This window comes from Devosia sp. P1_H9, assembly GCF_056405135.1.
In genome coordinates this window covers 199,178-216,808 of sequence record NZ_JBFUCQ010000002.1, presented here as the reverse complement: position 1 = coordinate 216,808, position 17,631 = coordinate 199,178, and the positions used below count along the sequence as shown (strand labels likewise).

The 17,631-nt window shown below is 65.5% G+C and carries 18 protein-coding genes; 12 read left to right on the top strand and 6 right to left on the bottom strand.

Features of this window, described 5'->3' with window-relative positions:
* The first annotated feature begins 2 nt into the window (after positions 1-2).
* The 7 genes from AC1DYL_RS04225 (at position 3) to AC1DYL_RS04195 (ending at position 8,832) form a co-directional block, all read left to right on the top strand.
* Positions 3-1,319, top strand: a complete 1,317-nt coding sequence (locus tag AC1DYL_RS04225) for an acetylornithine deacetylase/succinyl-diaminopimelate desuccinylase family protein (protein WP_477172168.1) — start codon at positions 3-5, stop codon at positions 1,317-1,319.
* A gap of 140 nt (positions 1,320-1,459) precedes the next feature.
* Positions 1,460-2,950, top strand: a complete 1,491-nt coding sequence (locus AC1DYL_RS04220; RefSeq protein WP_477172167.1) for an ABC transporter substrate-binding protein — start codon at positions 1,460-1,462, stop codon at positions 2,948-2,950.
* 208 nt (positions 2,951-3,158) lie between these two features.
* The gene (locus tag AC1DYL_RS04215) at positions 3,159-4,106 is read left to right on the top strand and encodes an ABC transporter permease (protein ID WP_477172166.1); all 948 of its coding nucleotides are present in this window, start codon (positions 3,159-3,161) and stop codon (positions 4,104-4,106) included.
* Between the two features lie 35 nt (positions 4,107-4,141).
* Positions 4,142-4,969, top strand: coding sequence for an ABC transporter permease (locus AC1DYL_RS04210; RefSeq protein WP_477172417.1), 828 nt, complete (start codon positions 4,142-4,144; stop codon positions 4,967-4,969).
* The gene (locus tag AC1DYL_RS04205) at positions 4,969-6,588 is read left to right on the top strand and encodes an ABC transporter ATP-binding protein (RefSeq protein ID WP_477172165.1); all 1,620 of its coding nucleotides are present in this window, start codon (positions 4,969-4,971) and stop codon (positions 6,586-6,588) included. The genes AC1DYL_RS04210 and AC1DYL_RS04205 overlap by 1 nt, the downstream gene beginning before the upstream one ends.
* 44 nt (positions 6,589-6,632) lie before the next feature.
* The gene (locus AC1DYL_RS04200) at positions 6,633-8,087 is read left to right on the top strand and encodes an aldehyde dehydrogenase family protein (RefSeq protein WP_477172164.1); all 1,455 of its coding nucleotides are present in this window, start codon (positions 6,633-6,635) and stop codon (positions 8,085-8,087) included.
* A 4-nt stretch (positions 8,088-8,091) separates the two neighbouring features.
* Positions 8,092-8,832 (top strand): SDR family oxidoreductase, encoded by a 741-nt coding sequence (locus AC1DYL_RS04195; protein WP_477172163.1) that lies wholly within the window; start codon positions 8,092-8,094, stop codon positions 8,830-8,832.
* Here AC1DYL_RS04195 and AC1DYL_RS04190 read toward each other — a convergent pair.
* Positions 8,829-9,605 carry an alpha/beta fold hydrolase gene (locus tag AC1DYL_RS04190; RefSeq protein ID WP_477172162.1) on the bottom strand — a complete coding sequence of 259 codons (777 nt, stop codon included), beginning with the start codon at positions 9,603-9,605 and terminating at the stop codon, positions 8,829-8,831. The genes AC1DYL_RS04195 and AC1DYL_RS04190 overlap by 4 nt on opposite strands.
* Positions 9,606-9,725: 120 nt before the next feature.
* On the opposite strand from AC1DYL_RS04190, the gene AC1DYL_RS04185 reads away from it, so the two are divergent.
* The gene (locus AC1DYL_RS04185) at positions 9,726-11,021 is read left to right on the top strand and encodes a tetratricopeptide repeat protein (protein WP_477172161.1); all 1,296 of its coding nucleotides are present in this window, start codon (positions 9,726-9,728) and stop codon (positions 11,019-11,021) included.
* Between the two features lie 15 nt (positions 11,022-11,036).
* Complete coding sequence (locus tag AC1DYL_RS04180; protein WP_477172160.1) at positions 11,037-12,041, top strand: P1 family peptidase; 1,005 nt, start codon at positions 11,037-11,039, stop codon at positions 12,039-12,041.
* On the opposite strand, the gene AC1DYL_RS04175 is transcribed toward AC1DYL_RS04180, so the two are convergent.
* Both AC1DYL_RS04175 and AC1DYL_RS04170 read right to left on the bottom strand, forming a co-directional pair.
* Positions 12,038-12,490, bottom strand: coding sequence for an L-2-amino-thiazoline-4-carboxylic acid hydrolase (locus AC1DYL_RS04175; protein WP_477149211.1), 453 nt, complete (start codon positions 12,488-12,490; stop codon positions 12,038-12,040). The two genes, AC1DYL_RS04180 and AC1DYL_RS04175, sit on opposite strands and share 4 nt — an antisense overlap.
* Entirely contained in the window at positions 12,487-13,464 is a 978-nt protein-coding gene (locus tag AC1DYL_RS04170; RefSeq protein ID WP_477172159.1) for a calcium-binding protein, read from the bottom strand. The genes AC1DYL_RS04175 and AC1DYL_RS04170 overlap by 4 nt, the downstream gene beginning before the upstream one ends.
* A gap of 164 nt (positions 13,465-13,628) precedes the next feature.
* On the opposite strand from AC1DYL_RS04170, the gene AC1DYL_RS04165 reads away from it, so the two are divergent.
* Entirely contained in the window at positions 13,629-14,003 is a 375-nt protein-coding gene (locus tag AC1DYL_RS04165) for a VOC family protein (protein ID WP_477149213.1), read from the top strand.
* A 1-nt stretch (position 14,004) separates the two neighbouring features.
* On the opposite strand, the gene AC1DYL_RS04160 is transcribed toward AC1DYL_RS04165, so the two are convergent.
* On the bottom strand, positions 14,005-14,439 hold the full coding sequence (locus AC1DYL_RS04160) for a hypothetical protein (protein ID WP_477149214.1): 435 nt from the start codon (positions 14,437-14,439) through the stop codon (positions 14,005-14,007).
* 81 nt (positions 14,440-14,520) lie between these two features.
* Here AC1DYL_RS04160 and AC1DYL_RS04155 point away from each other — a divergent pair, with 81 nt between their 5' ends.
* Together AC1DYL_RS04155 and AC1DYL_RS04150 are read left to right on the top strand one after the other, a co-directional pair.
* Positions 14,521-14,979 carry a YaiI/YqxD family protein gene (locus tag AC1DYL_RS04155; protein ID WP_477172158.1) on the top strand — a complete coding sequence of 153 codons (459 nt, stop codon included), beginning with the start codon at positions 14,521-14,523 and terminating at the stop codon, positions 14,977-14,979.
* 128 nt (positions 14,980-15,107) lie between these two features.
* Complete coding sequence (locus tag AC1DYL_RS04150; protein WP_477149216.1) at positions 15,108-15,617, top strand: HPP family protein; 510 nt, start codon at positions 15,108-15,110, stop codon at positions 15,615-15,617.
* A 3-nt stretch (positions 15,618-15,620) separates the two neighbouring features.
* Here the strand turns inward: AC1DYL_RS04150 and AC1DYL_RS04145 are convergent, their stop codons facing one another.
* Positions 15,621-16,364, bottom strand: coding sequence for a FadR/GntR family transcriptional regulator (locus tag AC1DYL_RS04145; protein ID WP_477149217.1), 744 nt, complete (start codon positions 16,362-16,364; stop codon positions 15,621-15,623).
* 60 nt (positions 16,365-16,424) lie between these two features.
* Complete coding sequence (locus AC1DYL_RS04140; protein WP_477172157.1) at positions 16,425-17,630, bottom strand: aminotransferase class V-fold PLP-dependent enzyme; 1,206 nt, start codon at positions 17,628-17,630, stop codon at positions 16,425-16,427.
* Position 17,631: the final 1 nt, after the last annotated feature.

Genomic DNA, 17,631 nt, shown 5'->3' with positions numbered 1-17,631 from the left:
CCATGACGATTGCATCTTCCCTCGCGCCTGACGTGAAGCGCCGCCTCGCCGCCGAGATCGACGCCCGGCGCGACGAGTTGATCGCCCTGACGCAGGACCTGATCCGCATCCCTACGGTCAATCCGCCGGGCAACAATTATCGCGAAATCTGCGACTACCTCGCGCGCCGCTTGAGCAAACACGGCTATGCCGTTGAATTGATTCGCGCTGATGGAATGCCAGGTGACAGCGACAAGTACCCGCGGTGGAACGTCGTGGCGCGCCGCGAGGGCGCGCTGCCGGGTGAGACGGTGCACTTCAACTCGCACCACGATGTGGTCGAGGTCGGCCGAGACTGGACCTTCGACCCGTTTGGCGGCGAGCTGAAGGATGGGCGCATCTACGGCCGCGGCACCTGCGACATGAAGGGCGGGCTGGCCGCCTCGATCATCGCCGCGGAAGCGTTTGCCGATGTGGTTCCGGACTATCGCGGGGCTATCGAAATCTCCGGCACCGCGGACGAGGAGACCGGCGGCTACGGCGGCGTCGCCTACCTCGCCGAGAAGGGTTATTTCTCACCCGATCGGGTGCAGCACGTCATCATCCCCGAGCCGCTGAACAAGGATCGCATCTGCCTCGGGCACCGCGGGGTCTGGTGGGCGGAGATCGAGACTTTCGGGCGGATCGCCCATGGGTCCATGCCGTTCCTCGGCGATAGCGCCATCCGCCACATGGCCGAGGTGCTGCGCCAGTTCGAGGATGTGCTCTATCCGGCACTGAGCCTCAAGCACACGGCGATGCCGGTGGTGCCGCCCGGAGCGCGGCAATCGACGATGAATATCAACTCGATCCACGGCGGCCAGGCGGAGCCGGAAAGCGGCTTCACGGGTTTTCCGGCACCAGTGGTGGCGCACTCGGCGAGGATCGTCATCGATCGGCGATATCTCATCGAGGAGAGCCCGGCGGCGGTGCGGCAGGAGGTGGTGGACCTGCTGGAGAAGCTGAAGGCCGAGCGACAGGGTTTCAGCTACGAGATACGCGACCTCTGGACGATTTCGCCGACCATGACGGAGAAGGATGCACCGGTGGTGCGTTCGGTGGCGAAGGCCATCGGCGAGGTGATGGGGGTTTCGCCGGAATACGTGGTCTCGCCGGGAACCTATGATCAGAAACACATCGACCGCATCGGGCGGCTGAAGAACTGCATCGCCTACGGGCCCGGCATCCTCGACCTGGCGCATCAGCCGGACGAGTGGGTGGGCGTCGATGACATGCTGGATTCGGCCAAGGTGATGGCGTTGACGCTGCTCGACTTGCTCGGGCCGGATCGCGCGGCGTGAAAGATGCGTGGAAAGCCATTTCCCGCGAGCCATGCGCTACGCGCAATTCACACCAAGGGATCGGTTCACCTTAAGCCGGAAGCATCCTAGGATCGCCTCAAGGCCGCGGGGGTAAGCGGCTGCATTCAGAAGGGATAATCATGCGCAAATCACTGGTCGTGCTGGCTCTTGCCGGCGCCCTGGCAATGACCACCGCGATGACGCCGGCATTCGCGCAGGCGCGGACCGATGTGAAGGTCGGCCTTGTGCTCGAGCCGCCGAGCCTTGACCCGACTGCGGAAGCTGCGGCGGCCGTCGATGAAGTCGTCTATGCCAACGTCTTCGAGGGCCTCACCCGCATCACTTCCGATGGCAGCGTGATCCCGGCGCTGGCCAAGTCCTGGGATATTTCCGAGGATGGGCTGACCTATACGTTCCACCTCGTCGAGGGTGCCACGTTCCACGACGGCACCGACTTCAACGCAGACGACGTGAAGTTCTCGCTCGATCGCATCAATGCCGAAGGCTCGCTGAACGCCCAGAAGGCGCTCTACGCGTCCATCGCCTCGGTGGAAGTCGTCGACCCGGCGACCGTCAAGGTGACGCTGAAGCAGCCCGACGGCAACCTGATCTACAACCTCGCCTGGGGCGATGCCGTGATCGTGGCGCCGGAAAGCGCCGACGCCAACAAGACCAATCCGATCGGCACCGGCCCGTTCGTGTTCAAGGACCGCGTCGAGGGCGACTCGATCACCCTTGAGAAGAACCAGAGCTACTGGGGCACGCCCGTGAAGCTGGAAGGCGCGACCTTCAAGTTCATCGGCGACCCGACGGCTGCATTCGCAGCGCTGCAGGCCGGCGACATCGACACCTTCCCGAACTTCCCGGCACCCGAGACCGTGGTGCAGTTCCAGAACGACCCGCGCTTCCGCGTCGTGGTGGGCTCGACCGAGGGCGAGACCGTCCTCGCCATGAACAACGCCAAGCCGCCGCTGGACAACGTAAAGGTGCGCGAGGCCATCGCCCACGCCATCGACCGCAAGGCCATCATCGATGGCGCCATGTTCGGCTACGGCCAGCCGATCGGCACGTTCTTCCCGCCATCCAACAAGGACTATGTCGACCTTACGGCGCAGTCGAACTACGACCCCGAGAAGTCGAAGACGCTGCTCGCCGAGGCCGGCGTCACCGACCTGACGCTGTCGCTGAAGCTGCCGCCCGTCGAGGGCTATGCCCGCCGTGGTGGCGAGATCATCGCCCAGCAACTGGCGGCCGTCGGCATCAAGACCGAGACGACCAACCTGGAATGGGCGCAGTGGCTGAGCGAGGTGTTCACCGACAAGAACTACGACCTGACGATCGTCTCGCACACCGAGCCGAACGACATCGGCATTTTTGCCCGCGACGGCTACTACTTCAACTACAAGAACGCCGACTTCAATAAGATCATCGCCGACTTGGCAGTGACCGCCGACCCGGCCAAGCGCTCGGAACTGACCAAGGCGGCCCAGCAGAACCTCGCGGACAACTACGCCGCCGGTTTCCTGTTCGAGCTCGCCAAGGTCGGCGTAGAGAACGCCAAGCTCAAGGGCATGTGGGAGAACGCGCCGACCCAGGCGACCGACCTCACCGGCGTGTCCTGGGAAGAGTGAGTGTTTTGGGAGGCGGGCAATGCTCGCCTCCCAACTCCGATTGGCGTTTGACCACTTCAGCTCCCCAAACACTCGGCGTCATCCCCGCGAAAGCGGGGATCCATTTCTCCGCCCGCGTCGGTGGCGAGAAGGATTCCCGCTTTCGCGGGGATGACGCGGGTGTGTGGGACAAGACCTGCAGCCAGAAAGTGACCGGGGGCATTCGCTGATGCCCTCGTTCATCCTCGGCCGCGTCGTTTCCCTCGTGCTGAGCCTCATCGCGGCCAGCATCGTGATCTTCCTCGTGCTCGAGGTGGTGCCGGGCGATCCCGCGCAGTTCATGCTCGGGCTGAACGCCACGCCTGAAGCGGCGGAGGCGCTGCGCACCTCGCTCGGTCTCGAAGGGCCGCTGCTGGAGCGCTACTTCACCTGGATCTTCGGGCTGCTGCATGGCGATTTCGGCATCAGTTACACCTACAAGGTGCCGGTATCCGGGCTGATCGCCGACCGCATCTGGATCTCGCTGCCGCTTGCCATCTACGCGCTGGCACTGTCGACGCTGATCGCCTTTCCGGTCGGCATCCTCGCCGCGGTCAGGCGCAACTCGGCGGCCGATGTCGGCATCATGGGGGCAACGCAGGTGGGCCTCGCAGTGCCGAACTTCTGGTTCGCCATGCTGCTGGTGCTGCTGTTTTCGATCACCTTGCGCTGGTTCTCGGCTGGTGGGTTCCCGGGCTGGCAGGATCCGCTGATGGCCCTGAAGGCCCTGACGCTGCCGGCCATCGCGCTGGCGCTGCCGCAGGCCTCGATCCTCGCGCGGGTGATGCGCTCGTCGCTGCTCGATACGCTGGGCGAGGACTATATCCGCTCCGCACGGGCCAAGGGGCTGAGCCAGGGGCAGACGCTGTGGCGGCATGCGCTGCGCAATGCGCTGATCCCGGTGCTGACGATCATCGGGCTGCAGTTCTCGTTCCTGCTTGCCGGCGCCATCATCATCGAGAACGTCTTCTTCCTGCCCGGCCTCGGGCGGCTGGTGTTCCAGGGCATCACCTCGCGCGACCTGATCGTGGTGAAATCGGTAGTGATGCTGCTGGTCTTCGCGGTGATCCTCGTCACCTTCCTCGTCGACGTGACCTATGCGCTGGTCGACCCGCGGCTGAGGAGGGCGACGCGATGAGCGCCATTGCCGCCCCTGCCGCGCGCGATAGCTTGATGAAGGCAGCGCTGCGCTCGCCGAACTTCCTCATCGGGGCGGCGATCACGCTGGTCTTCGCGCTGGCGGCGCTGATCTCGTTCGTCTGGACCCCCTACGACTATCTGCTCCAGAACATCCCCAACAAGCTGAAGCCGCCTTCGGCCGAGCACTGGTTCGGCACCGACCATTTCGGCCGCGACATCTTCTCGATGATCATGGTCGGGGCGCGCACATCGATCGCCGTGGCGTTCATCGCGGTGACGGTGGCCATGGTTATCGGCGTGCCGATCGGGCTGTGGGCGGCGGCCAAGCGTGGCACGCTGCTCGACGACGTGCTGATGCGCGCCAATGACCTGGTGTTCGCCTTCCCGGCGTTGCTGATCGCCATCCTGATTACCGCAGTGTTCGGCCCCGGGGCGATCAACGCCATCATCGCAGTGGGCCTGTACAACATGCCGGTGTTCGCGCGGCTGGCGCGGGCTGGAGCGCTGAGCCTGTGGCAGCGCGAGTTCATCATGGCGGCGCGGGTGTCGGGAAAGGGAGCGGCGCGGATTTCGTTCGAGCACATCCTGCCCAACATCTTCAATACGCTGGTGGTGCAGGCGACGATCCAGTTCGCGCTCGGCATCCTCGCGGAAGCCGCGCTCGCCTATGTCGGCCTCGGCGTGCAGCCGCCGACGCCGAGCTGGGGCAAGATGCTGGCGGACAGCCAGACCATGATCTCGCTGGCCCCGCACGTGGCGCTGGTTCCGGGGCTGACCATCGTGCTGATGGTGCTGGGCGTGAACCTGCTCGGTGACGGCCTGCGCGATATCTTCGACCCGCGCTTGAGGCGGCACCGCTGATGCCGCTGCTCGAAGTCAAAGACCTGTCGTTGTCGATCGGGAAGTTCGAGATCCTCCGGGATATCGACTTGTCAGTGGATGCCGGCGAGATCCTCGGGGTGATCGGCGAGAGCGGCTCGGGCAAGTCGATGACAGCGCTGAGCGTTATGCAACTGCTGCCCACGGGCGCGAAGACCGCCGGCTCGGTGAAGCTGGAGGGTCGGGAAGTGCTCGGGCTGCCCGATGCCGAGATGCGGAAGATCCGCGGCGGCACCGTGGGCATGGTGTTCCAGGAGCCGATGACGGCGCTGAACCCGGTCAAGACCATCGGCGACCAGGTGGCCGAAACCGCCATGGTGCACGGTGGGCTCGGGCGGCGCGAGGCGCTGGAAGTGGCGCGGCAGACGCTGGAGCGGGTGGAATTGCCGACGGCACGTTTCCCGCTCGATCGCTATCCGCATGAATTGAGCGGAGGGCAGCGCCAGCGCGTGGTGATCGCCATGGCCATCGCGATGCGGCCGAAGCTGCTGATCGCCGATGAGCCGACCACGGCGCTGGACGTGACGACGCAGGCGCAAATCCTGAAGCTGCTGCAGAAGCTAGTCGACGAGGACGGCATGGGGTTGATGTTCATCACCCATGACCTTGGTGTTATCGCCGGCCTCGCCGACAAGGTGTCGATCATGCGGCAGGGCGAGGTGGTGGAGGCGGGGTCGACCGTCCAGCTGTTCCGCAACCTCACGCATCCCTACTCGAAGGCGCTGTTCGAGGCCTCCTCGCACGTGCCGCCGCGCATACCGCCGGTCGTCGTTGGCGGTATGCCCGTGCTGGCGGTCGACGATGTGGTGCGCGACTACCCGTTGCCGCGGCGTGGATTGTTCGAGAAGCGCAAGGTGCTGCGTGCCGTCGATGGCGTCAGCCTCCGCATCGAGAAGGGCGAGAATGTCGGGCTGGTGGGCGAGAGCGGCTGCGGCAAGTCCACGCTGGCCCGCGCCATCATGGCGCTGGAGCCGACGCAAGGCGGGCGCATCGCCATCGCGGGTGAGCCGATCGATCCGAAGCGGGGTGCAAGTTTCGCCACCCGCCGGCACCTGCAGGTGGTGTTCCAGGACCCCTATGGCAGCTTCAATCCACGCCATCGCGTCGACCGGCTGGTGAGCGAGCCGTTCCACCTGCTGGGTTCGGCCGCGCCGACTGGGGCGGAGCGTGACAAGCGGATCGCGCGGGCCCTGACTGAGGTCGGGCTGTCGGCTGCCGACGGCGAGAAGTATGTGCACGAGTTCTCCGGCGGGCAGCGGCAGCGCATCGCCATCGCACGCGCGCTGATCATCGAGCCGAGCCTGATCATCCTCGACGAAGCCGTGTCTGCGCTGGACGTCTCGGTACGAGCTCAAGTCCTTGATCTGCTGGCCGATCTCTCCGACCGGCTGCAGCTGAGCTACCTGTTCATTTCGCATGATCTTGCCGTGGTGCGCTCGATCACCGACCGGGTGCTGGTGATGCGCGCGGGCAAGATCGTCGAAGAAGGCGCGACGGAAGAGGTGTTCCGGGCGCCCAAGCATCCCTACACCCAGGAATTGCTGGCCGCGACGCCGAACCTCGAGGCGGCTCTTGCCTCGCGTGAGGCTGCGGGCGCATAGCCACGGCAGCAGCGCCCGGCCACGGGCAGATAGTCGAGTTTGATATGACCGAGCTGAACCTGTTCTTCGATCCGACCAAATGCTTCATCGGCGGCCGCTGGGTCGCGCCACAGGGCGGCGACTACCTGCCGATAGAGAACCCGTCGACGGGCGAGACCATCGGTCAGATCGCGCGCGGCAAGGCCGCTGATGTCGATGCGGCGGTCGGGGCTGCGAAGGCTGCGCTGGCGGGCGATTGGGGCCGGACGCCAGCGGCGGAGCGAGGGCGTATCCTCAGCAAGATCGGCCGGGCGGTGCTGGAGCGGGTCGACGATCTCGCGCGCATCGAGGCCATGGATGTCGGCAAGCCACTGAAGCAGGCGCGGGCTGATGCCGTAGCGCTGGCACGCTACCTCGAGTTCTATGGCGGCGCCTGCGACAAGATCCACGGCGAGACCATTCCATATCTCGACGGCTACACCGTCTACACGCTGCGCGAGCCGCATGGCGTTACGGCGCACATCATCCCTTGGAACTACCCAATGCAGATCATCGGCCGCTCGGTGACCGGCGCGCTGGCGATGGGCAATGCCGCGGTGCTGAAGCCGGCGGAGGAGGCGTGTCTCACGGCGATCGCCTTCGCCAAGATCGCCGAGGAGGCGGGGCTGCCGGCCGGGGCGCTGAACGTGGTGCCGGGCCTGGGCGAAGAGGCCGGCGCGGCGCTGACGGCGCACTCCGGAGTGAACCACATTTCGTTCACCGGGTCGGTGGGGGTGGGTAAGCTCATCCAGCATGCAGCAGCGGAAAATGTCGTGCCGGTGACGCTGGAGCTGGGCGGGAAATCGCCGCAGCTGGTGTTCGCCGATGCCGATCTCGACCGGGCGCTGCCGTTCCTGATCAATGCCGGCATCCAGAATGCCGGGCAGACCTGTTCGGCCAGCTCGCGCATCCTCGTTCAGCGTGAGGTGCACGACGAGGTGCTGGGCCGCATGGCAGAGCGCTACCGGGCGCTGAAGGTCGGGCCGGCCGTGGCCGATCTCGATCTCGGGCCGTTGGTGTCGGAGCGGCAGAAGGAGATCGTCGGCGGATTCCTCGGCGACCTTGGCGGTGCTGAGATCGCCGGGCAGGGCAGCATTGTCGGCGATGCGCCGCGCGGCGGGCACTACCAGGCGCCGACGCTGCTCTCGCGCGTTTCGCCGGACAACCGGCTGGCGCAGGACGAGATCTTTGGGCCGGTGCAGGTGGTGATCCCGTTCGAGGACGAAGCCGAGGCGGTAGCGATCGCCAATAGCACGGATTTCGGGCTGGTGGCAGGTATCTGGACTGCCGACGGCGGGCGGCAGATGCGGATGGCCAAGGCCATCAAGACCGGGCAGGTGTTCCTGAACAACTACGGCGCGGGCGGTGGCGTCGAGCTGCCGTTCGGCGGCGTCGGCAAATCCGGTCATGGCCGGGAAAAGGGTTTCGAGGCGCTGTACGGCTTCTCGGTGTTGAAGACGGTAGCCGCATGGCACGGGTGATTTTATGAGACTAGAGGGCAAGGTCGCCATCGTTACGGGCGGCGCATCGGGGTTCGGCGCCGGCATCGTGCGGAAGTTCGCCGCCGAGGGTGCGCGGGTGCTGATCGCCGACATCAATCTCGAGGGCGCGGAGGCACTGGCGCGAGAGCTCGGCCAGAAGGCGGGCCATGTCGACGTCAGCAAGGATGCGAGCGTCAATCAGCTTGCAGCTGCGGCGCTGATGGCCTTCGGCAAGGTCGATATCCTCGTCAACAATGCCGGCATATCGCACCTGCCGGCAGCGCTGGACGAGATTTCCGAGGCCGATTTCGACCGGGTGTTCAATGTGAACATGAAGTCGGTCTACCTGACGGCGCGCCACCTCGTGCCGCACTTCAAGGCGCGGAAGACCGGGGCCATCCTTAATGTCGCGTCCACCGCCGCAGTGAGCCCGCGGCCCCGGCTCAGCTGGTACAATGCATCGAAGGGCTGGATGGTGACCGCGACCAAGTCGATGGCGGTGGAGTTGGCGCCGTTCGGCGTGCGGGTGAACGCTATCAACCCGGTGGCCGGCGAGACGCCGCTGCTGAAGACCTTTATGGGAGAGGACACGCCGGAAATCCGGGCCAAGTTCCTCGCCACCATTCCGTTGGGGCGGTTCTCGACGCCCGAGGACATGGGCAATGCCGCCTGCTTCCTCTGCTCGGACGAGGCCTCGATGATCACCGGCGTGGCGCTCGAGGTGGATGGTGGGCGCGTGATCTAGCGCAGGAACGCGTTGATCTCGCGGGCAACGGATGCCGGCGCCTCCCAGTGCAGCGAATGGGCGGCGTTGGCGATGGGCTCGTGGGTGAAGCGTGGCACCTTGCCGTGCAGTTCCTCGACGGCGCCGAACGGGGCCAGCAGGTCCAGATCGCCGGAGAGAGCCAGCACATCGCAGGCGATGGTCGAGAGGTCGACGATCATGCCACGATCGAGCGCCACCACCTGCCGCGCGAAGTCGCCGGGTGACTGCCGGTGGGCGTAAGCAGTGGAGGCCGCCGCTGCCGCTGCGACATTCGTCTCGTCGGCGAAGAACGGCGTCGAGAACAGCCATTGGTAGAGCAGACGGAACCAGTCGGCTGGCGGCTCGGTGAAGTAGAGCCGAGACAGATCGTGGAACAGCACGCGGGCCTTGGGGCTGATGGTGCCGGCGCCCAGCGTTACGAGGCGGCTCACCCGTGTTGGATGAAGCGCCGCGAGGGCGAGGCCGAGGAAGCCGCCGAGCGAGTGACCGACCACGTCGACCCGATCAAGACCGAGGTGATCGAGCAGCGCCGCGCAATCGGCAACCATCTCCGCGATTTCGATCGGTCCTTCGACGCGAGTCTGGCCGGAGCCGCGATTGTCGATGAGGATCAGCTGCCGGGCGGGCAACAGCGGCAGCAGCGGACCCCAACTGGCGCCGTCGCTGGCGGTGCCGGCGATCAGCAGCAGCGGCTTGCCCTCGCTGAGGATTTCGTAGTGCACCGAGGCGGGGCCGTTCTGGAACTGCGGCACGTGGCAATCTCGACTGTTTTTGCTAGCGACCGGCGTGGACAGGCTCGGCGCGAGGTTTATATTTGACCGGTTGGACAAATGGTTAGTACGAACATGGCACAGGATGCCCTCGGAAATGAAGTGAGCCGCTCGAGTAGCGCGACGCTCCAGGGGATCGACGATTTCGTGACCGGCTTCCTCGGCTACGAGAAGAAGGCCGGCAACATCATCGCCGCCGCAGATGGTGAGCCAGATGCCGTGCTGGGCAACACTTATGCCGGGTTCACCTGGATGTTCCTCGAGGCCGAGGGCGCCAAGAGAGTGGCGTCGAAGTATCTTGCGCGGGCGCAGGCGTCGGCAGAAGGGGCAAACGAGCGCGAGCGGATGCTGGTCACACAGCTTGAGCGCTGGATCAGCGACGACATCCCCGGCGTGCAGGCGATCGGCGACGAGATCGTGGCGCGCTATCCGCGCGACCTCGCCTCGGTGAAGCTGCATCAGTATTTCAGCTTCAACCGTGGCGACGCGGCGAACATGCTGCGCATCGCCCGGGTGGCCGAGGCGGCGAATGCCGAGAACCCGCACATACACGGCATGCTGGCCTTCGGCTACGAGCAGTTGCACGACCTCGAGACTGCCGAGCGCGAGGCGCGCCTGGCGCTGAAGCTGAAGACCAAGGAGCCGTGGGCGCAGCATGCCCTGGCGCATGTGATGCTGGGCACCGGGCGGGTCGAGGAGGGCGTGCAGTTCCTCGCCGAGGCGCAGAAGACCTGGGTCGACCTCAACTCGTTCATGTACACCCACAATTGGTGGCACAAGGCGCTGTTCCACATCAGCCAAGGCGACAACGCCGCGGTGTTCGACGCCTATGACAACCACATCTGGGGCATCGAGCCGGACTACTCGCAGGACCAGGTCGGGGCGGTGTCGCTGCTGGCGCGGATGGAAGTCGCTGGCATGGATGTCGGTGGCCGCTGGGAGGATGTGGCTGATCACATGAAGGGCAGGGGGCGGGACACCATCCAGCCGTTCCTGACGCTGCAATACCTCTACGGGCTGGCACGGGCCGAGCGTGCCGAGGCCGATGAGTTGATGCGGGCGGTGGAGGAGAAGGCGGCCACCTCCGCTGCGTTCGATCGCGTGGTCTGGCAGGAAGTGGCGCTGCCAGCGGCGCGCGGCGTCCTCGCCCACGCCCGCGGCGACCATGCCGCAGCCGCCAAGTGGCTTTCGGTGGCGAATCCGCGGATGACTGAGATCGGCGGCAGCCACGCCCAGCGCGACCTTTTCGGACAACTGCTGCTCGATGCGCATCTGAAACTCGGCAATTGGGCGATTGCCCAGCAGATGCTGGAGATGCGCCGCACCTGGGACCCGGACGGAGTGCCGGTTAACCGGGCGCTGGCGCTGGTGAACGAGCGGCTGGGAGCGGCCGCCTGAGACGAAGGAGCCCGGATGAAACCCGGACCGCGCAACCTGATCACCGACGTCGCTGGCCTGCGCGTCGGCAATTCCGAAGACCACAAGATCAAGACCGGCACTACCGTGCTTGTGGCGGACAAGCCGTTCCGCGCTTCGGTCGATGTAATGGGCGGCTCGCCCGGGTCGCGTGAGACGGAGCTCCTGGCGCCGGACAAGCTGGTCGAGGAGATCGATGCGCTGGTGTTGTCGGGTGGCTCGGCCTTCGGGCTCGATGCGGCTTCGGGGGTAAGTGACGGGCTCAGGAAAATGGGCCGCGGCTTCAAGGTGGAGCGGGCGACGATCCCGATCGTCCCGGGCGCCATCATCTTCGACCTGCTCAACAATGGCGACAAGGACTGGGACGAGAACCCGTACCGGGCCCTGGGTCTGGCGGCGCTGCGCAACTCCGGAGAGGACTTCGCGCTTGGCACTGCCGGCGCGGGTGTTGGGGCCCTGACGGCTAACCTCAAAGGTGGGCTCGGCTCGGCCTCGCTGGTGATCCCGGGTGGCTTCACCGTCGGTGCATTGGTGGTGGCGAACCCCACGGGCAGCGTCACAATGGGCGACAGCAGGCATTTCTGGGCCGCGCCGTACGAGGCGGACGGCGAGTTCGGTGGCCTTGGGCCGCTGACGGCGTCGATGCCGTTCGAGCAGACGGCGCGCTCCAAGCGTGACTGGGTGACGCCGATCTCTAACACCACCATCGCCATCGTCGCCACCGATGCTGATCTTACCAAGGCGCAGCTGAAGCGCCTCGCGGTGGCGGCACAGGACGGCATTGCCCGTGGGGCGAGCCCGGCGCACACGCAGGTGGATGGCGACCTGATCTTCTCGGTTTCGACCGGTGCGCGTCCGGTGACCACGCCGGTGCTGAACGTGTTGCAACTGGGCCATGCGGCAGCCGTTTGCCTCAGTCGCGCGATGGCCCGGGCGATCTACCTCGCCGCGCCGGCGCCTGGTGATCCAGTGCCGACGTGGCGCGAGAAGTGGGGTAGCTAGGCTGCGGGTTGCTGCGTTTTGACGTGGTAGCAGAAGTTGCACATGCCATCGCCGTTCATGCAGGTCTTCGTTCGCTCGAGCTTCAGCCCCAGCTCATCGGCCATGGCGAAATCGCCGTTGCAGATCAAGAGCTCGCCGAGGTCGCGGGCGCCGATCTGCTCCATGAACTCGGCATAGTCGCAGTGGTTGACCTGGTTGCGCAGCAGGGTGTCGGTCTGCTCCAGGGTTTCGAACTCGTAGCGCACGCCCTCGCCGAAGCCGGCGAACTCGGCGGACAGCGTCGGGATATCGAGCAGGGAGCCGCGCTGCGCGACGATGGCGCGGTTGGCCTTGTCGAGGGCCTCGCGGACCAGCGCGTGCGCCCGTTCCTTGCCGAGCGCGGCCTCCATGGCGCGGACCAGCGGAATCTGGGCCCGAACCTCCGTGGTGATGCGCTCGAATGGGGTCATGCGAAGCGGAAATCGTCCACGGTGACGCCGGTGAAGCCGCTGAGTGTGATGCTGATGTCGTCGACACTGATGACGGTGGAGCCATTGGCTTCGCGGATGGCGAGGTTGGAGAAATCGAGATCGGCCAACTGGGTGAGGTCGATGCGATCGACGCCCTGCTCGAAATCGTAGATCTTGTCGTGGCCCGCGGAGGCCGCGAACACAAAACTATCCGCACCAGCGCCGCCCCACAGCTGATCGTCGTGGACACCGCCATCGAGCGTGTCGTTGCCGTCGCCGCCCCAGAGCTTGTCGTGCCCATTGCCGCCGTAGAGCACGTCATTGCCAGCTTCGCCCCAGATGCGGTCGTCGCCGGATTCGCCGTAGAGTACGCTGTCGTCGCCGGCGCCACCCCAGAGTTTGTCGTCTCCTGACCCGCCGTAGATCTTGTCGTCGCCGTCGCCGCCCCAGGCCTTGTCGTCCCAGTAACCGCCGACGACGTAGTCGTTCCCGGCATCGCCCCAAAGCTTGCCCGGCGCGTTGCTGCCGTTGACGATGTCGTTTGCCGCCGTGCCGTGATGGCTGATGCTGCCCGGGTTCCATACGAACTCGGCCAGCATGTAGTCGGCGGGGCCGGAGCGGTCGGAATCGAGGCCGAGCCGGTAGTCGATCTCGACCACTCCATCGGCGATGATGGCGGCCCAGACATCCTGTGGAATGACCGCGACGTGCCGACCCGGGACGTCGCTATCGGCATTGGGATCGTCGAACAGGTCATCGGCCGGGTTGAAGTTGTAGAGCGTGCCGAGGTCGTAGCCCTCAATGCTCACCTGCAGCGAAGCGTCCAGCGTGAACTCGCCGAGATCGGTGATCGGGAAATGGCCGTGCGGCTCGAAAAAGAAGATCGCGTCGCTTGCGGCAACTGTTGTCGGGACGGCTACCACCTGACGGTAGGTCTGCGTGTAGTCCAAGAGGATGCCGCTTGCTGTTGTCACGATAAGCTCCCACCTACCTGATCCCAAGGGCATCTGAGAGCAATCGAGCGGTGGCGTCCAGTGGGCCGATAAAGTTCGAGGCAAACTGGGCGGCCGCGGGACGGAGGGAAACTCTGGCGCCGCTACCGCGTTGAGCCACGATTTCCAAAACGGAGGAATACCTGATGTTTGCCAACCGCAACGCTACCGCCATGCTGCCAGCCAAGGACGTGCAGCGTGCCGTCGCCTGGTATGCCGACAAGCTCGGGCTGAAACCTGACAAGCAGGACGAGTATGGCGCCAACTTCGCGCTGCACGGCGTCAACGCCTACCTCTACAAGTCGGACTACGCCGGCACGGCAGAGCACACGCTGCTCTCGTTCGACACCACCGACCTCACCGGCGACATGCAGGCGATGCGCGGAAAGGGCGTGTCGTTCCTCGACTACGACCTGCCGGACCTCAAAACCGAGAATGGCATCGCAACCTTCGGCCCGGTGAAGAACGCCTGGGCCAAGGACTCCGAGGGCAACATTCTCGGCTTCGTTCAGGGCATGTAGGCTATTTCGAACAGCGGAACACGGTGCTCGATTTGTCGCCGGCGGCCACCCGGATACCTTCGCCGGTTGGCCCGAAAATCGGCGTCAGCTTCAGGTCCTGCTTGCCGCAGGTGGCGCTGAACGTGCCGTCCTTGTTGTCGGCGAGCGCGATATCGCAGCTCTTGCCACCCACGGCGTAGCTGGTGGCGGAAACCACTGTGAGCGCTGCGGTATCGGCGCAACCGGAGGCATCCGCGGCCCAACTGCCGATCAGCGGACGAGCGCCAGGCGGCAGCTTGGCGGTGGCAGCGGCAGTTGCCGGCGTCTTGCCGGTGGCCGGAGCCTTCGCGGGGGTAACCGCTGCCGGCGCGTCGGCGCCAGGCGCCTTGGGCGTATTGCTGTCGCAGGCGGCGAGCAGCGGCAGGACGAGGAGCAGGGAGAGCGGCAAAAGGCGCATCGGCGAATCCGGTGTCATTGCTATTGTCGTGGTATGGGTGCGCCGTCATTGCGGCGCGATTGTGCAGCGGAGTGATCAAGTTTGGCCTTGCCGCAGATCTTTGTGGATGCCGACGCCTGTCCTGTAAAGGACGAGGTGCTGCGCGTAGCTGAGCGGCACGGCATGGTGACGACGTTCGTCGCCAATTTCGGGCTGCGGCCGTCGCGCGATCCGATGATCCGCAACGTGATGGTGCCGCAGGGTGCTGACGCGGCCGATGACTGGATCGTCGAGCATGCGGGCACCAACGATCTCGTGGTGACATCTGACATTCCGCTGGCGAGCCGGGCGCTGAAGAAGGGCGCGATCGTCCTCGGACCGACCGGCAAGCCGTTCACCGAGCACTCGATCGGCATGGCGCTGGCGATGCGCGAACTGAACCAGCACCTGCGCGAGACTGGTGAGAGCAAGGGCTACAATGCCGGCTTCACCGCCAGGGACCGCTCGAACTTCCTCCATGAGTTCGACGCCGCCGTGCAGCGTGCCAAGCGGCAGGGGTGAGCGTCGCGTCATCAGCACAACTGAAGATAGACATTCGTCGGACCGCCTGAAGTTTAAGCTGTATGCTCTTGAAATAGGCAGCAAACTGCGCTTCAAACGTGCACCGTTTTCCTGCCTGAGTATCTCCCTTGAGCCGCCTTCTTGATTTCATCCACCGGCACGAGCCGCGCGGCCAGACGTTGTCGCATCTGAAGTCGGGCACCGGCGCCGTGGTGGCGATGACGCTGGTTGGCGGGCTGGCCGCCTGGACCGGGCTGCCAATGCTGCTGGCGCCGTTTGGTGCGACGGCGGTGCTGCTGTTCGGGCAGGCCGAGAGCCCATTGGCCCAGCCCGCCAACATCTTCGGCGGCTACCTGGTGGCGGCTGCGATCAGTGTCGCCATGCTGACCTTGGCGCCGGCGGCGTGGTGGGTGGCAACGATTGCCGTCGGTCTGGTGATCGCGGCGATGCTGCTGTTGCGAGTGACGCATCCGCCGGCCGGCGCAGTGCCGCTGGTGGCCTTCTCGACGCACATGCCGATCGAGATGCTGTTCCTGGTGGTGACAGCGGGTGCGGCATGCCTGATCGGCGTGGCGCTAGTGCACCATCGCCTGCCGCCGCGGATCACCTATCCGCGCCCGCCCAGCCGGCCTACCTGAGACCTAGTTCTTGGCGGCCTCGATGGGCAGGCCGATGGTGATGATGTCGCGGATCTCGCCAGCGACAAAATCGAGCACCACGTGGATGGCCGCCGCCGCCGCATCGGGGTCACCGGCAACGATCGCATCGGCGAGGTCGCGGTGCGGCGGGAACGAGGCGAGGCCGAAGTCGTCACGCCCAAACGGCGATTCATTCGAGCGCTCGAGGGCGTCGTCGAGCTTGTGCAGGATCTCGCCGAACATTGGGTTGCCCGACGCTTCGTAGATGGCGCCGTGGAACGCCGCGTCGGCCTTGTGCCAGTTTCGGCGGGCGGCAACTTCGACGAGCAGCACGTCGCATAGCCGTGAGATCTCGGCGCGCTGCGCGTCGGTCGCATTGATCGTCGCCTTGCGGACGACGTCGTTTTCCAGAGCACGGCGAACCTCGATCAGGCGGATCAGAGCCTCGCCTTCGAGCCGGATCATCGTCGGCACCAGGCCGCGGGAGGTCTGCACCTTCGCGGCGAGATAAGTGCCGTCACCACGTCGGCGGCGAATGATGCCGAGGCCCTCCCAGCGGTTCAGGGCCTCGCGAATAGTGGAGCGTCCAACCCCGAGTGTCGTGGCGAGCGAAATTTCCGGCGGCAGGCGGTCGCCGATCTTCAGCCCGGCGCGCTCGATCATGTCGGCAAGCGCATCCAGCACGGCAACGCCGCGGGTCCGCGTCTCCAGCGGTTCGAGGTAGCTCAGTGCTCCGTCCTGTGCCACGCCTGTTCCTCCCGGCCCAAATGGCCGCGCCGGCACCACCATCACAGTTCGGCGGATTTGTCAGCCATGCTGACGCGCCAGCTCCGGCTTCCCCTGCAAATCCAGCAGGTCTGTCAGTGCCTCGATCAGAATGTCCATCTGCGCTTTCGAGTTGTATCCCTGCACCGAAACCCGGACGATCGAGTGGTCCTGCCACTTGAAAACCGGGATTTCTATCGAGTAGCGCGCCATCAACTGCTTGGCGAGTTCCACCGTATCGGTGTCCGGGATCGGCATTGCCACCATCTGCGGCGCGCAGAATTCCGGCGTGCTGAGCGGCGCAAGGCCGGTCAGCGCCTGTAGCCGGCGGGCGGTGTCCTGCGCCAGCACCCGGCAATCGGCAGCGACGCTGGTCCAGTCGTGGTCCTTACGGAACTCGATAGCGGCCGGGACAGTCAGCCAGGCTGCCGGGTCGCGGGTGCCCTGCATTTCAAGCTCGTCGATGAACGGCGAGTTGCCAAAGGCGCCCTTGGCGTCGGGTTGCTTTGAGTCCGCGGTCCAGCCGTGGCTGATCACCAGCGGGTTGATCATGCCCTGCAGTTCCGGCCGGACGTAGAGGAAGGCCGAGCCCTTCGGCGTCATCAGCCATTTGTGGCAGTTGCCCGAATAGAAATCGACGCCCGTCGCGTCGAGGTTCAGCGGGATGTGGCCGGGGGTGTGAGCGCCGTCGATTACGGTCCAGATGCCACGCTTGCGCGCCTCGGCGATCGGCCGTTCGATCGGGAACACCAGTGCGGTTGGCGAAGTGATGTGGCTGAGGAACAGCACCTTGGTTCGATCGGTCATCGCCGCGAGCAGCGTGTCGGTGAACGCCGCCTCGGAGACGAAGGGCATCGGCACCTTGACCGTGACGATCTTCGCCCCGGTGCGCCGGGCCACATAGGCCCAGGTCTTCTCCAACGCCGAGTATTCGTGGTCCGTCGTCAGGATCTCGTCGCCTTCCTTGAGGTCGAGCGACTGGGCCACGATATTGAGACCCTCGGTGGCATTGACGAGGCCGACGATGTTCTCCGAGGTCGTACCGAGAAAGGCCGACAGCGCGACGCGGGGGACACGCATCCGCTCCGTCAATTCGCGGCCGAGGAAGGCCACCGGCTGACGCTCGAGCTCGAGCTGCCACCCCTGGTAGGTCTCGAACACCGGACGCGGGCAGGCGCCGAACGAGCCGTGATTGAGAAAGACGACATCGTCCCGAAGGAGGAAGTGCCGCGCGAGATTGGAGGACAAG

Coding starts and splice junctions, on each gene's coding strand:
- AC1DYL_RS04225 (WP_477172168.1), top strand. CDS start 3: ATGACGATTGCATCTTCCCTCGCGCCTGACGTGAAGCGCCGCCTCGCC.
- AC1DYL_RS04220 (WP_477172167.1), top strand. CDS start 1,460: ATGCGCAAATCACTGGTCGTGCTGGCTCTTGCCGGCGCCCTGGCAATG.
- AC1DYL_RS04215 (WP_477172166.1), top strand. CDS start 3,159: ATGCCCTCGTTCATCCTCGGCCGCGTCGTTTCCCTCGTGCTGAGCCTC.
- AC1DYL_RS04210 (WP_477172417.1), top strand. CDS start 4,142: ATGAAGGCAGCGCTGCGCTCGCCGAACTTCCTCATCGGGGCGGCGATC.
- AC1DYL_RS04205 (WP_477172165.1), top strand. CDS start 4,969: ATGCCGCTGCTCGAAGTCAAAGACCTGTCGTTGTCGATCGGGAAGTTC.
- AC1DYL_RS04200 (WP_477172164.1), top strand. CDS start 6,633: ATGACCGAGCTGAACCTGTTCTTCGATCCGACCAAATGCTTCATCGGC.
- AC1DYL_RS04195 (WP_477172163.1), top strand. CDS start 8,092: ATGAGACTAGAGGGCAAGGTCGCCATCGTTACGGGCGGCGCATCGGGG.
- AC1DYL_RS04180 (WP_477172160.1), top strand. CDS start 11,037: ATGAAACCCGGACCGCGCAACCTGATCACCGACGTCGCTGGCCTGCGC.
- AC1DYL_RS04175 (WP_477149211.1), bottom strand. CDS start 12,490: ATGACCCCATTCGAGCGCATCACCACGGAGGTTCGGGCCCAGATTCCG.
- AC1DYL_RS04165 (WP_477149213.1), top strand. CDS start 13,629: ATGTTTGCCAACCGCAACGCTACCGCCATGCTGCCAGCCAAGGACGTG.
- AC1DYL_RS04160 (WP_477149214.1), bottom strand. CDS start 14,439: ATGCGCCTTTTGCCGCTCTCCCTGCTCCTCGTCCTGCCGCTGCTCGCC.